This window comes from Edaphobacter lichenicola, from assembly GCF_014201315.1.
Classification (GTDB): Bacteria; Acidobacteriota; Terriglobia; order Terriglobales; family Acidobacteriaceae; genus Edaphobacter; species Edaphobacter lichenicola_B.
Map to the genome: position 1 here is coordinate 333,194 of NZ_JACHDY010000003.1, position 14,497 is coordinate 347,690.

Here is a 14,497-nt window from a genome sequence, read left to right on the forward strand (position 1 = left end):
CGAGTCTCCGGCCTTGGATTTCAACAACTTCCCGATTAGGCGGTGGTTGGGGCGCAGTAGGTGTCAAAGGCGCGCTGAAGCTCCTGCGCAATCGCCGGGGCGGTCGAGGTCTCGATCGCCGAACGTTGCATGAGGTAGACGAGCTGGCCGTCGCGCAGGATCGCAATGGCGGGCGAGGTGGGCGGATGTCCCCCGAAGTAGCTGCGTGCCTTCTCGGTGGCTTCGCGGTCCTGGCCTGCGAAGACCGTTACGGAGTGATCAGGCTTCGCGGTGTGCTGCATCGCCAGACGAACTCCTGGACGCATCTTGCCGGCTGCACAGCCGCAGATGGAGTTGACCACCACCATCGTTGTTCCCGGCTTTGCAACTGCGGCATCCACCTCGGCCGCACTGCGGGCCTCCGTCAAGCCTGCGCGCGTCAGCTCCTCGCGCATTGGAATCACCATAATCTCTGGATACATAACATTCTCCCTTTAACCCATTTTGCTCGCGGGTAAAAGCCGCGCTGTTTCGATTCTACGTTCTACTTGTGACACTTGCACCCTCACCCCCCAGCAAAAGTACGCAAAGTGTTAGAAATAAAACAGATAGCTCCGGACTTCGAGTAGACCTTTTTAGCCGAGAAGGTACCAGCGCCAGGCGAACTACCTTTTCAAGGGATGAGGTTTGTCAAATTCCAGTGGCCGGGCGATGTTGTACTCTCAAGCGGTGCTGCGTCCCATGATCGACTTACGCGAGTTCGTTCCGCTTGCCCCCTACACCACGCTTCAGATAGGTGGTCCGGCCCGCTTCTTTGTAGAGGCGGCGAGCGAGGCTGAGGTGGTGGAGGCAACCTTGTTCGCGCGGGATCGAGGGCTGCCGCTATTCGTTCTGGGCGGCGGAAGCAATGTGCTGGTAAGCGATGCGGGATTTGAAGGCGTGGTGATGCGGGTTGGCGTACCGATTTCCAGACGGGAGCTGCAGGAAGGCGAGAGTGTTCTTCTCGAAGCCGGCGCAGGCGAGAGCTGGGACGATGTTGTGCTCTACGCCGTCGATCGCGGGTATGCCGGCATCGAGTGCCTGGCGGGCATTCCCGGCGATGTCGGCGGCACTCCGGTCCAGAACGTCGGCGCCTACGGGCAGGAGGTCGCCGAAACCATCGTCAAGGTTCGTGCCTACGATCTCCAGACCCAAAGCTTTGTGGATCTGGATCACACAGCCTGCCGCTTCGGCTACCGGCGCAGCCTCTTCAACACGGAGCAGCGCGGCCGATACATCGTAACGGCTGTGACCTATAGATTGCGGCCCGGGGGAGAGGCCGCACTGCGGTACGCCGATCTCTCGCGATACTTCGCGACCACGCTCGACGCAGGGGAGAAGCCCACGCTTCGCCAGGTTTACGATGCAGTCCGTTCGATCCGCGAGCAGAAGGGAATGCTGGTGGGACAGGGGGGAGCGGATGGGAGAAGCGCCGGCTCGTTCTTCAAGAATCCCGTGGTCCCCTCTGCCGTTGTTTCGCAGGTCGCTCTCGGCGCCGGTTGCAGGCCCGATGAGGTTCCGCAGTATCCGGCGGGTGATGGCTTGGTGAAGCTGCCTGCGGCGTGGCTGGTGGAGCGTGCCGGGTTTCACAAAGGCTTTGCCATGGGGCGCGCAGCGATCTCCTCCCGCCATACCCTCGCTCTGGTGAACCTGGGCGGCGCGACGGCTGCCGAACTGATTGCTCTTCGCGACGCGGTGGTGGAGGGGGTAGAGGGGAGATTCGGTGTCCACCTTGAACAGGAGCCGGTGCAGCCCTGAGAGTAATTAGGGCTCGCGAAGCTGCTCGATCAACCGCCGCCGTTCCTCCGCCAGCACGTCTGCCACCGGCCCCTGCCTCAGGACTCTGCCCTCCGCGATCCTGATCACCTCAGCTCCAAGTTGAAACGCTTCTCCTACGTCGTGGGTTACTGAGAGTACCGGCGTCTTCCATCGCATCAGGCACTCTCGTAAGCCGTCGACAAGTTGATCTCGCATTGTGTAGTCGAGTCCTGAGAACGGCTCGTCGAGCAACATCAATGCGGCTCCGGCGCCTTCGTAGGTGATCGCAGAGACGACTGCACGTGCCACCGACACCCGCTGGCTTTCGCCTCCACTGAGCTGGTGAGGTCTTCGATCGGCGAGTTCCTGGATGCGAAACAGGCTCATGATCTCATCGACGATCTTGATCTCGTCGACCGTCTTGCCGGCTTCGGGCCTCGCACTTCGCGCCATGCCGTAGATCACGTTCGAATGCACGGTCATGTTTGGAAATAGCCGGGCAGTCTGCGCTGCGGTTCTGACCGGGCGAAGGTGCGGGGGAACGAACACGCCTGAGGCTCGATCGACCAAGACGCTTTCTCCCTGCATGATCGAACCTGAATCAGGGCGCACAAAGCCGGCAATGGCCCTGAGTACGGTCGTCTTGCCACTCCCGGACGGCCCAAACAGGACCGTCCAGGGTTTGGTCAACGCAAAGCTGGCATCGAGCGAGATGGTTCCGACTCGATGTTCAATACTGACCGTGAGCATCTGCTTCGACGATTCCCCCGGCAAACTATCGGACCTATCGGATGACGCCAGCCTATCGGACAATGTCAGCCTGCCTTCCGTCGACCTTCCGCATCGAGGGGAGAAGATAGATTGTCAGTAGCGCCACTGTCGCAAAACCGATCAGCACGAGCGCCGTGCGGTTGGCGGCCGCATAGTTTCCGTCCTGCACGAGGTCGTAGAGCGAGATGGACAGGGTCCGCGTGGCTCCGGGGATGTTGCCGCCGAGCATGAGCACCACGCCGAACTCGCCTACGGTGTGGGTGAACGCCAGGACTGCGCTGGTGAGCAGGGAAGCGCGCGCCATGGGGAGCACTACTGTTGCGAATACCTTTGCTGGGTTTGCACCCAGTCCCGCCGCGGCTTCTATGAAGCCTCGATCGACCGCCTGAAAACCGGCTACCAGCGGCTGTACGGCAAACGGCAGGCTGTAGAGTATTGACCCTACCAGGAGGCCGCCGAAACTGAACGCCAACGGATGCCCGAAGACTCGCATCAGAAGCCTTCCCGGAGCGGTGAGCGGTCCCATGGCGATTAACAGGTAGAACCCGAGCACGGTTGGCGGGAGTACCAAGGGCAGGGCCACTATCGACTGTACGAAGGCGCGGCCTGCCCCATGTCCTGCGGCGATCCACCATGCCAGCGGCAGAGCTACTACCAGCAGAATCGCCGTCGTCCCCACCGCCAGCCGCAACGTTAACCACAGCGCTTCAAAATCCATACAGCGTCAGTCTATGACAAGCTGTCCTGCCGGACGGGGCCCACTGCGCGTGGGGCGGGCGTTCGCACGCCTTTTTACTGCTTCGCGTTGGTCCTCCCGAGGGTCGGAATGAGCGTCATTCGCGACCATCGGGAGCGCCGGGCGAAGCGGTACACGCGTCACGAAGTGACCGCCCTCCGCGCAGGAGGTCCCGTCCGGCAGGACAGCTTTCCTACTGCACTGGACGCAGACCGACCTGCGGAAGGTCTCCCTGGACCGCCGGAGAGAGCAGCCAGTTCAAAAAGAGGTGCGCCTCTGCCTTGTGCTCGGACTTTGTCATGATGACCGCGCACTGCCGTATCTCCGGGTACTGCGAGGTGGGCACCAGAATGTAGGTTCCAATCTCTTTGAAGTGTTGAGTGCTGGCTGCTGTCAGCGAGATCAACCCCAGCTGCGCGTTGCCGGACTCCACAAACTGCGCCGTCTGCGAGATATTCTCCCCCACAACAAAATGAGGAGACAACTTGTCGTAGAGCTTCATCCTGCGGAGCGCCGCGGCCGCCGCTCTCCCGTAGGGCGCGTGCAGCTCATTTGCGATGGCAATTGTTTTCACGCGGGGATCAGACAGTGTGTCCAGGGTGAGCGGCAACAGGCCGGAGTCTTTACGCGTCCACAACACCAGCGTGCCCTTCGCGTATGGCGTTGGCTGGGCACCATCGGCCAGTCCAGCCATCACAATCTTCTCTGGAAATACATAGTCGGCGGCCAGGAAGATATCAAACGGAGCGCCGTTCAGGATCTGCGTGACGAGCGTCGATGACGATCCGAAGCTGACGAGCAGCTTGATTCCGGTTTCATGCTCGTATCTTTGCGCCAGCGCCGGCATGACGGGTTGAAGGTCTGCCGCGGCAGCCACCCGAAGCTCCTTCTGCCCCAGGGCACTTTGGCCGTTCAACGTTAAGCCAAGACACAGACCAAGGCACACCAAAGCCGCAGACGCAGGGCGGCCTTTACGATAGGCTAGAAGCAACCATGAAAGTAGCAACACATCACCTTAGATGCACCGAATGCGCGACCGTCATCGGCAAGGATGAGGTTAGCAGCAACTTTCGCTGCCCGCTGTGCAACGGTCTCTATGAGGTGGTGTATCCGTGGACCAACGCTGCTGCGGGTCCCGACAGCCGGCTTCCTAATCCCAGCGCCCTTCGCTGGCTGTGGCAGGAGCGGCGTTCGTCAACGATGGCGGTTGACCAGTCCGGCGTCTGGCGCTTCCGCGATCTGCTGCCTATCGTCGACGATCTGGAGAAGGTTGTTACGCTTCGCGAGGGCAATACTCCTTTCTACGATCTTCCTCGGTGTGCGAAGGCCGCGGGGATCGACTGGCTACTCGCCAAGCACCAGGGCATGAATCCTACGGGGTCGTTCAAGGACACGGGGATGACGGCGGCATTGTCGGTCGCCGCGCAGAGCGGCTTCGAGTGGGTCGCCTGCGCCTCGACCGGCAATACCTCAGCCGCTATGGCTGCCTACGCCGCGCGGGCGGGCCTGCGCAGCATCGTCTTCATCCCCGAGGGCAAGATCGCCTGGGGCAAGCTCTCGCAGTCGATGGACTACGGCGCTCTTACGATCCAGCTCAAGACGGACTTCGACGGCTGCGTCAAGATTCTTGGCGAACTCGTGAAGCAGTTTCCGATCTACCTGCTCAACTCCGTCAACCCGTACCGCCTTGAAGGGCAGAAGACGCCTGCCTTCGAGCTGGTCGAACAGATGGAGTGGCAGGTTCCGGAGCACGTCATCGTCCCGGGTGGGAACCTCGCCAACTCCTCCGCTCTGGCTAAGGGCTTCGCCGAGATGCGTGAGCTTGGTCTGATACAGCGCACTCCGAAGATCAGCATCATTCAGGCCGAGGGGGCCAATCCTCTTTATCGCAGCCTGCTGGAGAACGGCGGAGAGCGCATGACTCCGGTTGTGGCTAACACCCGCGCCACCGCGATTCGCATCGGTAACCCGGCCTCGTGGCGGAAGGCGGTCAACGCCCTGAAGACCACCGGCGGCTGGTGCGAGCAGGTTACTGAGCAGGAGATTGCCTTGGCCAAGGCCGAGATTGGGGCCGAGGGTGTTGGCTGTGAGCCGGCCTCGGCCGTCACTCTTGCCGGGCTCAAAAAGCTGGTGGCGCAGGGCAAGATTTCCACAGAGGAGCGGGTTGTCCTCATCCTCACTGGGCATACTCTCAAAGACTCCGCTTATACCATCGACTATCACCGTAACGAATTGTTCTCAGATGCTGAAAATGCTGAATTTAGCGTTGAGGAGCAAACTCGACATGCGACCTTGAGAAAGCCTCCGATCGTCCTTGAAGCGGACACCAGTTTGGTTCTCCGGACCCTCGAATCCCACATGAACCAGCCGCAGCCAGCATGAGTCAAAGCACCGCAAAAGACCCAGGCAAACCGTACCACCTGCGTCTGCCTGCTACTTCGGCGAATCTGGGTCCCGGGTTTGACGCGCTCGGACTGGCCATGGCGCTTTATCTCACCATCGACGCCAGAGTCGCCGATGCCTTTTATATCGAGGCTACCGGCCGCGACGCCGATCAATGCGCCAGGCTCGAAGACAATCTCATCCTGACGACCTACGTCGACGTTCTGGCGGTCGCCGGAGTTCTGGCTCCACGTCTTCACCTTCAGATCCACAATGAGATTCCTCTGGGGATGGGTTGCGGTTCGAGCGCCTCGGCGCTGCTGGCCGGCGTCTTCCTGGCGAATCACTTCGGCAAACTGGGCTGGGCGGGCCAACAGATCCTCGAAGAGGCCTGTCTCCGCGAAGGCCATCCCGACAATGTCGCTGCGTGTTATCTCGGCGGGATGACCGCTTCTTTGATGAGTAAAAACTCATTATTAACAGCTACTTGTGGAGAAAAGCTAGCCTGGGGCTTGAATCTTGCGTTACCCTCTGCCAGTCTTGCCACGGAAAAGGCTCGCGCCCTGCTTCCTCCTGCTTACTCCCGAGAAGACGTGGTGGCCAATATTCAGTCGACCGCGCTACTGGTGGCTGCCTTTGCCCAGGGGCGAGGCGAGCTTCTCCGAACTGCGATGCAGGACCGCATCCATCAGCCGTACCGCATGAAGGCCTGCCCGCTGCTTCCGTTGCTGCTGCCGCTGGCGGACGATCCGGCGATCGTGAGTTCGAAGATCCTGAGTCCGAAGATTCTGGGCGTCGCTCTCAGTGGAGCGGGTCCGTCTGTTCTGATCATCACCGAGGATGCCAGGCCTGCGGCCCTTCCAGCGATCATTCGGCAAGTCGCTGGCGATCCGTCACTCGAAGTCCTACAAACGACGATCTCTGGGGGAGCACTTGGGGGAGCACTTGAAGGCTGACACCCATCCCTATCTCACAGAAGGGATTAGGCCGACGCCGAGTAACATTTCAGTAATGGTAATTTTGTTACCTAAGAGTTCTTTACGAAACGGCGAAAGCCTCGTACTTTAGCCGAGTGGGCAGTTCTGGGGAGGGCTGCTACGCCGCCCGTTGACCTCTTGACAGAGGTCCGGGCGTTTACTCTTTAAGTGGTATTTTGCTTGCTGAAACTCCCGGTTCAAAATTGCATCTACTATAGAGAAGACTGCGCTGCACCGGATGGGTGTAAAAGTGCAGAGCATTCTGGAGGAAGATAAATGGCAGGACAGTTCATCACCGAAGTAAATGATGCAACTTTTGAAAAAGATGTTCTTCAGTCGACAGAGCCTGTTCTCGTCGATTTTTGGGCCGCATGGTGCGGGCCCTGTCGCGCTCTCGCGCCGGTTGTCGACGAGGTTGCCACGCACTATCAGGGCAAGCTCAAGGTCATGAAGATGGACGTTGACTCCAACACTGCAACCCCGATGCGTTATGGCATCCGCGGAATTCCCGCCCTGCTCATCTTCAAGGATGGCAAGGTCGCCGAGCAGATTGTTGGCTTCGTTCCCAAGGACACCATCGACAAGTCCGTGAATAAGGTTCTGGCGTAAGTTTGAAGCAATGCCAAGGGACGGCCCGTAGAGTTCAACTCGCGGGCCGTTTCGTTTGGGCGGAGGGCTGCGTCAGCTTTCGGCCTTCGAAATCAGCCCTGATAAACTCAAGCCTTAATGCTCGAGTGGATGCTCTTCCGCATAATCATGGTGGCCTTTTTCATCCTGGCCAGCAGCTTCTTCGTGGCTGCGGAGTTCGCCCTGGTCAGCGTCCGCGAGACTCGCATCCAGCAGCTGATTGCGCTGGGGCGTCCCGGCGCACGTACGGTCCTCAAGCTCAAACATTCGATCGATGAGTTCCTTCCAGCGGTCCAGCTTGGCGTTACCGTCGCTGGTCTGGCTCTCGGGTGGATCGGCGAACCCGCCGTCGCCGAGATCATTCTCAATCTCCTGGGTGGCCCCCTGCATCGGCTGCCCGCTCATGCGGTTCTGTATGCTCACACTGCGGCGGTCATCGTCGCTTTTTCGCTGATCACTTATTTTGAGGTCTTGCTTGGCGAACTTGTTCCCAAGTCGCTCGCCTTGCAGCGAACCGAACGCATCGCCCTGGCCGTAGCCGGGCCCATGGACGTCTTTATCCGGCTCACCCGGCCTATCGTGAAGCTGATGAACTCCTCCGCGGCGCTCGTGCTCAGGCTCTTTCGCGCCCCCCTGCGCGGCGAAGGCGCGGTCCACTCGCCCGAAGAGCTGAAGCTTATCGCCACGGCCACGCGTCGCATGGGTCTGCTTCCCGTCTTTCAGGAAGAGATTATTCATCGCGCCATCGAGCTCAACCACGTCACCGTCCGCGAGATCATGACGCCTCGCGGCAGCATCTTTTCCCTCTCTGCGGACCTGCCGCTGCAGCAGGCCTCGGCCCGCATCGTTGAGGAGCAGCACTCCCGCGTCCCCGTCTACGATCCCGCCAGCGGCCCTGAGCACATCATCGGCATCGTCTACTCGAAGGACATCTCGCGACTGATGCACTTCCGTACCGTCGCTCTCTCGCTCGGCGGCAAAGGCGAGTCCGGCCTCACTCTTCGTCAGGTGATGCGCGAGTTGACTGTCGTTCCGGAGACTAAACTTGCGATCGAACTTCTGCAGGAGTTTCAGGAGCGCCGCCGCCACATTGCCATCGTCGTCGACGAGTTCGGCTCGACTGTCGGCCTGGTCACGGCTGAAGACGTTCTCGAGCAGATCGTCGGCGAACTGGAAGATGAGTTTGACATCAGCAAATCGCCTCTGCTCAGCACCACTGGCGCCATGGTGCTCGACGGCAGCACCACCCTCCGCGATCTCGGCAACCAACTCCACTGGACGTTCCCGCGCGAGCCCGGTGTTGAAACTCTGGCCGGTTTCCTCCTTGCGAACCTGGGCCACATTCCGACCACTGGCGAGAGCGTCGAGCACGGAGGCCGCCGCTATGAAGTTGCCGAGATGGCGGGCCGCCGTATCAGCCGCGTCATCGTTGAGGACGTAGCTCCGCCGCTGAACCGGATCGAAGACGAAGCCGACAGCAGGGAAGCCATCCAGTGACTCTGAATCGCGCGGCCATCTGGCGACCACTCCGCCGTATCCTCCTCACCCTTCCGGTCCTGTGGGTGGTGGTTTCGGTGGTCTTCCTCCTCATCCACCTCGTTCCCGGCGACCCGATCGTCCAGATGCTTGGCGAAGGCGCCACTGCTTCCGACATCGACGCACTCCGCCACGCTTATGGTCTCGACGCCCCACTTGGCCAGCAGTACGCCCACTACTGGCATGGCATTCTGCACGCCGACCTTGGCCAATCCCTGCGGCTGCACGACTCGGTCGTCCACCTCGTTCTACAGCGCTATCCGTATACCCTGGCTCTCACCGCCGCGGCGCTGCTGATCGGTATAGCGCTCTCTATCCCGGCTGGTATTGCCTCGGCTCTCCATCGCAGCCGCTGGCAGGACCGCGTTCTCGGCGTGGCGTCACTCGTCGGCCTCTCCTTCCCAAACTTCGCTCTGGGGCCAATCCTTATCCTTGTCTTTTCTATTCAGTTTGGCTGGCTTCCGGTTTCGGGAGCGGGCACGGGGGACGCCACCAGCTTCGTCCTCCACCTCATCCTGCCCGCTATCACGCTCGGTCTCTCGCTGGCCGCGATCCTCACTCGGATGGTCCGTACGGCTATGCTGGAAGAGCTGAACCAGGACTACATCCGCACGGCCCGCGCCAAGGGCCTTACCCAGAACGCTGTCGTCTACCGCCACGCTCTACGCAACGCTCTGATCCCGGTTTTGACGGTTATTGGGCTGCAGTTCGGCAGTCTTCTTGCGGGTGCCATCGTAACCGAAACAATCTTCAGTTGGCCCGGGATCGGCCGGCTCACCCTGTCGGCCATCTCCAACCGCGACTATGCTCTTGTTCAAGGCTGCATTCTCGCGGTCGGGCTAACTTATGTTGTAGTGAATCTCCTGACCGACATCGCCTACACTGTAGCCAATCCGCGCATGCGCGCCGAGTAACCGCGCCCAGAGAAGGAAGCATGAAAACCAGCCCCCTCGTTCGCTGCACCGCTGCTGCTCTGATGATCGTCGCTACAACCATCGCCTCCGCGGCGCAGACCAAATCTTCGGGGTCCGAGCCCGTTCCGCCTATGCTTCGTCCGAAGCCTCCGGCGGTCGAGCCCACCATGCCCCCCGCGCATCCCTTTCATGATGCGCGCTATGGAGTTACCTTTACTGTTCCGGCGGCCTGGGAGCTTAACCGCAAAGACTCCGAGGTCAGCACCTTCAACCTCGATGCCCGGTCCGTCGCTCACACTACCCAGTTGCGCGCCGTTGCCAGCATCAGCTTCAACCCGCACCCCAACTCCACCTTCAGCGGAGCCTTCTTCTACTTCAGCGTCACGCCGCACCTCAGCTCTGCCGAGTGCAGCGCGCAGGCCACCGTGCGCGATCCTCACACCATTTCCAGCGCACAGATCGGGGGCCTACCATTCACCCATGGCTACGACGAGCACGGCGGAATCTGCACCGAATCTCGCGACGAGATCTATACGACCGCGCGCAACAACGCGTGCTATCGCTTCGACGCCGTCATCAACACCTTCTGCGGCGGGGATGTCAGCGGGGTGCAGGACATCTCGCCACGGGAATTAGATGCCGTGCGCCATCGCATGCAGAAGATTCTTGACTCCGTCCACTTCGACACCAACTAGCGAACTCGTCCAAAGGTGTGAAACCCGTCAAGGGCGACGCCGTTCCTTGGAAGGGATAAACTGTTCGTGAACTAGGCTCGACCTGAGGACTCCGCGATGAAGAAGAATCTGCCCACTACTCCTGACCGCCGCACCTTTCTCAAGACCGGAGGCGTTGCCGCCGCAGCCCTTCTCACCAAGGGCGCCATCGCCGCCGAAACCGCGCGTACGTTGCCACCGCTCCCAGCCAATGTGAATACTCGTACGGCGATGCCCACTCGCAATCTCGGCAAGACCGGCTACAAAGTGGGCATCTTCTCGCTTGGGGGGCAGGCTGCCTTGGAGAAGCACGAAAACTTCGACGTCGCAGTCCCCATCATCGAGCGTGCGCTCGACCTTGGCGTCAACTACATCGACACCTCCTCCATCTACGGCGGCCCTGAACGTTGGAGCGAGCAGTACGTCGGCCGCGTCATGAAGACCCGGCGCAACGAGGCCTTCCTCGCCACCAAAACGAAGGAGCGCACCCGCGACGGCTCCCTGCGGATGATCGAGAAGTCGCTCCAACTCCTCAACACCGATCACGTCGACCTCTGGCAGCTTCATGATGTCGGGCTTCCCGAGGACGTCGACGCGATCTTCGCGAAAGGGGGTGCGATGGAAGCGCTGCTCGAGATGCAGGACCAGAAGGTCGTCCGCTACCTCGGCGTCACCGGCCACTATCGCCCCGAAGCTCTCATCGATGCGGTCAATCGCCACGACTTCGACACCATCCTGATGGCTATGAACGCCGCCGACACCCACATCCACAGCTTCACCGACAAGCTCCTCCCGCTGGTGGTTGAGAAGCAGATGGGCATCATCGGCATGAAGGTCCCCTCGCGCGGTCGTCTCCTTGCTTCCTGGACGCCGCCCTCGCTCGACGCCCAGCGCCACTCGTGGGAGGGCTCTGCTATCGCCCATCGCCCCGGCGTGATGACTATGCGCGACGCCATGCACTTCACCCTCACGCATCCAGTGAGCACCGTCATTATCGGTTGCGACAACATTCCTCAGCTGGAAGAGAATGTAAAGATTGCCCAGGACTTTACGCCGCTCTCGAACTCTCAGATGGCCGCGCTCAACGAGCTGGCCGCCCCAGTCGCCGAGCAATCCCTCTTCTTCCGCTTCACCGACCGCAGCAAAGGCTGATATCTGACCATCCCGACCGCAGGTTCACTTTGGAATGTCACGGAACGAGCCTGCTTTGAATTTGCCTTGCGCCGCCTGCCATCTCCAGATCCGTCTCTCTGCCCGATGGGGAATGCTGTTTTGCGACGTGATGCGAGTTTCCTCGATAACGCGGCTTGAGATTTGGAGGAAGGAACTATTCTGCTCGACTGGAGGAGACCCGCAAGTGAAGTCTCGCGAGTCATAGTCGAGGGTCGAGAGGACCTCGTGCATCCGGCCGTTGAGGAGGGTATAGAGGGTCGCCGTATCTTCCATTTCGCCAGAACCATGGCCTGTGTTGGCGTGCTCTACGAAGACGGCGGTCTCGCCGTGAGCGAGCGATAGCAGGCGGTAGGTTGGCGTTTCGTGGAAGCAGTCTAGTGCGACGTGGTCGACAGTATGCCAGGCATTGGTGTCAGCATCTTCAAGAAGGTATAGGAAAGCCTGATTCTGTATGCCGCATGGCAGTGAGACGATGCCGTAGAGTTTCCTTGAATGTGTGTGAAGCGGTTGGATCTGGATGTCGTGTGAAAAGCGTGGCGAGGTGGCGGCCTCCGCGATGTCTGCATCAATACCTAGACGCTTCAAAAGATCTAATCTTGGCGCAGGATCGGCAACCAGAAGTGCATCATCCATTGTCTCCAGTTTGTCGATCGGGATGCTGCCACTGATTCCTACACGGAGGTATTGGCCGAATCCAGGGAAACCCAGTAGGGAAAAAGAGGCTAGGCCGAGAGCAAGCTGCAGGAGACGCAAGGATTTCATCGCGCTACTTTGGCAGAGTCTGAGGTCCGCTGCAAATGAATTTTTCTGTGGCGTATCGCATGAAGCGCGAACCGCATCTCTTCACCCCACCACCAACTCTCTCACGCTTGCCTCAACTCCGTCCTCCGCGGTCACAAATCCCACCGTCACTGGAAGTGAAAATCTTCGTGGGCCTGCGCTTCCTGGATTGAAATAGATCACTCCGTCCTTGACCTCGACTTTTGCCTTATGCGAGTGCCCGCTCACTACCATCGCTACGCCGGCGGCCCTTGGGTTGATGTCCAGATCGTGCAGCGAGTGGACCAGATAAAACAGCGCCCCGCCTAACTCCACCACATCGGTAGCGGGTAGCTCTGCGCAGGCTCCGGCTACGTCCACATTCCCGCGAATCGCCGTAACTGGAGCGATCTCGCGCAGGGCATCGAGAATCGCAATATCCCCTACATCGCCGGCGTGCAGGATATGCTCGACGTCGCGCAGTGCAGCCAGAGCCTCCGGTCGCAACAACCCGTGCGTATCGGAGATCACTCCAATCAACATTGCCTCTAAAAACCCCGTTTGCCTCTGCTCTCGTTTTTAATTAGTAATTTTCCGTGTAATCCGCGGTCAGCCTTACGCCAGCTTCAAACTTTGCAGCGAGGCATACTCCCGGCTCAACTTCGGATCGTGGCTTCGGTCAGGATCGATCCGCAGCTCGAGCGTCGTAATACCGCTCAGGTTCTCCGCGTAGTCCTCAATCTCTTCGGTCGAGCCATTCGGACTGAACGTCCATTGCTGACGCACGATCTCCTTCAGCTCGGTGCCCGCGCCCGCGAACAACGCAAACTCCTGCGATCGTTCCGAGGTTCGATCCACAAAGTGCAGCTGTAGCCGCTTGATCGTGAGCGGCTCATCAAAGTGCAGGCGGATCAATTGTGGCCCGGTGGTCGCAGCTCTCCAGCCCGTCGTTGACTTCCTGCCCAACGCATGTTCAATCGGGAACTTCTCATCCTCGGAGCTGATCTCGACCCGCGCAATCCGCTCCAGGTCGCGCCATAGATCGCTGATGGGAGTTGCTGTTGCCGTCGACGGTGAAACGATACTCTTACGCATTGGTATTGCCTTTCCGTTCCAAGGCCAAGCATATCCGATAACCAGCTGCGATGCCGCGCATGGGAGACGCCCCCCAAGGCGTAACGGTGATAAGAGCGATAAAAAGAGATAAACCACAGCCAAGCTAAAAACAGATCAGCCGCCGGATCAATCAGCCTTTATCGCTTTGATCACCGTTACGCCTTCAACTCGCGCCGGCGTCAAAGCCCCGCACTCATCCGCGTCCGAGGGTCGAGATAGTCCCGCAGGGCATCGCCGATGAAGTTGAACGAGAGCACGCAGAGCATCACCGCCATGGCCGGAAAGAACACCAGGTGGGGCGAGTCGAACAGGTGCGACCGCGCATCATTCAGCATCGATCCCCAACTCGCTGTCGGTGGCGGAACACCCAACCCTAGAAAGCTCAGCGTAGCCTCGGCCAGTACGGCCCCCGCCATCCCGATCGCAGCCTGCACGATCAGTGGCTGCAGGATGTTCGGCAGAATATGCCGCGTCATGATGCGAAGATCCGTCGCGCCAAGAGCTCGCGCTGCCTCGACAAACTCGCGCTCCTTTACGGCCATGACCTGCGCCCGCACCAGTCGCGCGTATCCCACCCAACCCGAGATCGCCAGCGCCAGAATCACATTGCCCAACCCCGGCCCCATGAACGCGACAAACGCAATCGCCAGCAGAATCCCGGGCAGCGCCAGAAATGCGTTGGTCACGTAGATGTTCACGACCGTGTCCGTCCACCCGCCGTAGAACCCAGCCAGTCCGCCTGCGACCAGCCCCACCGCCAGCGAGAGCCCCACTACGCTTACGGCTACTACCAGCGATATTCTCGCTCCAAATAACGTCCGCGAGAGAATGTCCCGGCCCAGTTGGTCTGTGCCAAACCAGTGCGCCCACGACGGACCCATCAGTCGTCCTGTCAGATCCAACTGGGCTGGATCCCACGGCGCCAGCCAGGGAGCAAAGACGGCGCACGCCACAAAGACGATCAGCAGCGCGAGCCCTATTGCCGCCAGCGGCTGTCTCCTGATCATTTGCACGAGC

General features: G+C 60.1%; 16 protein-coding genes. 8 read left to right on the forward strand and 8 right to left on the reverse strand.

The window, feature by feature from the left end; genetic code table 11:
* Nucleotides 1–35: 35 nt before the first annotated feature.
* Complete coding sequence (locus HDF09_RS12665; RefSeq protein ID WP_183766776.1) at nt 36–461, reverse strand: BrxA/BrxB family bacilliredoxin; 426 nt, start codon at nt 459–461, stop codon at nt 36–38.
* A 205-nt stretch (nt 462–666) separates the two neighbouring features.
* Between HDF09_RS12665 and HDF09_RS12670 the strand changes: the two genes are divergently transcribed.
* Nucleotides 667–1,776 (forward strand): UDP-N-acetylmuramate dehydrogenase, encoded by a 1,110-nt coding sequence (locus HDF09_RS12670; protein WP_260181279.1) that lies wholly within the window; start codon nt 667–669, stop codon nt 1,774–1,776.
* Nucleotides 1,777–1,782: 6 nt separating this feature from the next.
* Here the strand turns inward: HDF09_RS12670 and HDF09_RS12675 are convergent, their stop codons facing one another.
* From HDF09_RS12675 to modA, 3 genes are all read right to left on the reverse strand, one after another.
* Entirely contained in the window at nt 1,783–2,526 is a 744-nt protein-coding gene (locus HDF09_RS12675; protein WP_183766784.1) for an ATP-binding cassette domain-containing protein, read from the reverse strand.
* 52 nt (nt 2,527–2,578) lie between these two features.
* Nucleotides 2,579–3,265, reverse strand: coding sequence for a molybdate ABC transporter permease subunit (modB, locus tag HDF09_RS12680; RefSeq protein WP_183766793.1), 687 nt, complete (start codon nt 3,263–3,265; stop codon nt 2,579–2,581).
* Nucleotides 3,266–3,476: 211 nt separating this feature from the next.
* Nucleotides 3,477–4,160, reverse strand: a complete 684-nt coding sequence (gene modA / locus HDF09_RS12685) for a molybdate ABC transporter substrate-binding protein (RefSeq protein ID WP_311719424.1) — start codon at nt 4,158–4,160, stop codon at nt 3,477–3,479.
* Nucleotides 4,161–4,276: 116 nt separating this feature from the next.
* Between modA and thrC the strand changes: the two genes are divergently transcribed.
* From thrC to HDF09_RS12720, 7 genes are all read left to right on the forward strand, one after another.
* Nucleotides 4,277–5,665, forward strand: a complete 1,389-nt coding sequence (gene thrC / locus HDF09_RS12690) for a threonine synthase (RefSeq protein WP_183766797.1) — start codon at nt 4,277–4,279, stop codon at nt 5,663–5,665.
* On the forward strand, nt 5,662–6,621 hold the full coding sequence (gene thrB / locus HDF09_RS12695) for a homoserine kinase (protein WP_183766799.1): 960 nt from the start codon (nt 5,662–5,664) through the stop codon (nt 6,619–6,621). The genes thrC and thrB overlap by 4 nt, the downstream gene beginning before the upstream one ends.
* A gap of 297 nt (nt 6,622–6,918) precedes the next feature.
* A complete protein-coding gene (gene trxA, locus HDF09_RS12700; protein WP_179582394.1) occupies nt 6,919–7,251 on the forward strand; it encodes a thioredoxin in 333 nt (110 codons plus the stop codon).
* 117 nt (nt 7,252–7,368) lie between these two features.
* A complete protein-coding gene (locus tag HDF09_RS12705; RefSeq protein WP_183766801.1) occupies nt 7,369–8,766 on the forward strand; it encodes a hemolysin family protein in 1,398 nt (465 codons plus the stop codon).
* Nucleotides 8,763–9,719 (forward strand): ABC transporter permease, encoded by a 957-nt coding sequence (locus HDF09_RS12710; RefSeq protein WP_311719429.1) that lies wholly within the window; start codon nt 8,763–8,765, stop codon nt 9,717–9,719. Before HDF09_RS12705 ends, HDF09_RS12710 begins: the two co-directional genes overlap by 4 nt.
* 20 nt (nt 9,720–9,739) lie before the next feature.
* Complete coding sequence (locus HDF09_RS12715) at nt 9,740–10,414, forward strand: hypothetical protein (RefSeq protein ID WP_183766803.1); 675 nt, start codon at nt 9,740–9,742, stop codon at nt 10,412–10,414.
* A gap of 96 nt (nt 10,415–10,510) precedes the next feature.
* On the forward strand, nt 10,511–11,584 hold the full coding sequence (locus tag HDF09_RS12720) for an aldo/keto reductase (protein ID WP_183766806.1): 1,074 nt from the start codon (nt 10,511–10,513) through the stop codon (nt 11,582–11,584).
* Nucleotides 11,585–11,608: 24 nt separating this feature from the next.
* Here the strand turns inward: HDF09_RS12720 and HDF09_RS12725 are convergent, their stop codons facing one another.
* The 4 genes from HDF09_RS12725 to HDF09_RS12740 form a co-directional block, all read right to left on the reverse strand.
* Nucleotides 11,609–12,238, reverse strand: a complete 630-nt coding sequence (locus HDF09_RS12725) for a hypothetical protein (protein ID WP_221270127.1) — start codon at nt 12,236–12,238, stop codon at nt 11,609–11,611.
* Between the two features lie 210 nt (nt 12,239–12,448).
* Complete coding sequence (locus HDF09_RS12730) at nt 12,449–12,907, reverse strand: metallophosphoesterase family protein (RefSeq protein WP_183766810.1); 459 nt, start codon at nt 12,905–12,907, stop codon at nt 12,449–12,451.
* A 72-nt stretch (nt 12,908–12,979) separates the two neighbouring features.
* Nucleotides 12,980–13,459, reverse strand: coding sequence for a hypothetical protein (locus tag HDF09_RS12735; protein ID WP_183766812.1), 480 nt, complete (start codon nt 13,457–13,459; stop codon nt 12,980–12,982).
* Nucleotides 13,460–13,659: 200 nt separating this feature from the next.
* A complete protein-coding gene (locus HDF09_RS12740; protein ID WP_183766814.1) occupies nt 13,660–14,487 on the reverse strand; it encodes an ABC transporter permease in 828 nt (275 codons plus the stop codon).
* Nucleotides 14,488–14,497: the final 10 nt, after the last annotated feature.

Bases quoted from the DNA above. Each gene is read 5' to 3' on its own strand.
- HDF09_RS12665 (WP_183766776.1), bottom strand. From the start codon at position 461: ATGTATCCAGAGATTATGGTGATTCCAATGCGCGAGGAGCTGACGCGC.
- HDF09_RS12675 (WP_183766784.1), bottom strand. From the start codon at position 2,526: ATGCTCACGGTCAGTATTGAACATCGAGTCGGAACCATCTCGCTCGAT.
- modB (WP_183766793.1), bottom strand. From the start codon at position 3,265: ATGGATTTTGAAGCGCTGTGGTTAACGTTGCGGCTGGCGGTGGGGACG.
- thrC (WP_183766797.1), top strand. From the start codon at position 4,277: ATGAAAGTAGCAACACATCACCTTAGATGCACCGAATGCGCGACCGTC.
- thrB (WP_183766799.1), top strand. From the start codon at position 5,662: ATGAGTCAAAGCACCGCAAAAGACCCAGGCAAACCGTACCACCTGCGT.
- trxA (WP_179582394.1), top strand. From the start codon at position 6,919: ATGGCAGGACAGTTCATCACCGAAGTAAATGATGCAACTTTTGAAAAA.
- HDF09_RS12705 (WP_183766801.1), top strand. From the start codon at position 7,369: ATGCTCGAGTGGATGCTCTTCCGCATAATCATGGTGGCCTTTTTCATC.
- HDF09_RS12715 (WP_183766803.1), top strand. From the start codon at position 9,740: ATGAAAACCAGCCCCCTCGTTCGCTGCACCGCTGCTGCTCTGATGATC.
- HDF09_RS12720 (WP_183766806.1), top strand. From the start codon at position 10,511: ATGAAGAAGAATCTGCCCACTACTCCTGACCGCCGCACCTTTCTCAAG.
- HDF09_RS12725 (WP_221270127.1), bottom strand. From the start codon at position 12,238: ATGGATGATGCACTTCTGGTTGCCGATCCTGCGCCAAGATTAGATCTT.
- HDF09_RS12730 (WP_183766810.1), bottom strand. From the start codon at position 12,907: ATGTTGATTGGAGTGATCTCCGATACGCACGGGTTGTTGCGACCGGAG.
- HDF09_RS12735 (WP_183766812.1), bottom strand. From the start codon at position 13,459: ATGCGTAAGAGTATCGTTTCACCGTCGACGGCAACAGCAACTCCCATC.
- HDF09_RS12740 (WP_183766814.1), bottom strand. From the start codon at position 14,487: ATGATCAGGAGACAGCCGCTGGCGGCAATAGGGCTCGCGCTGCTGATC.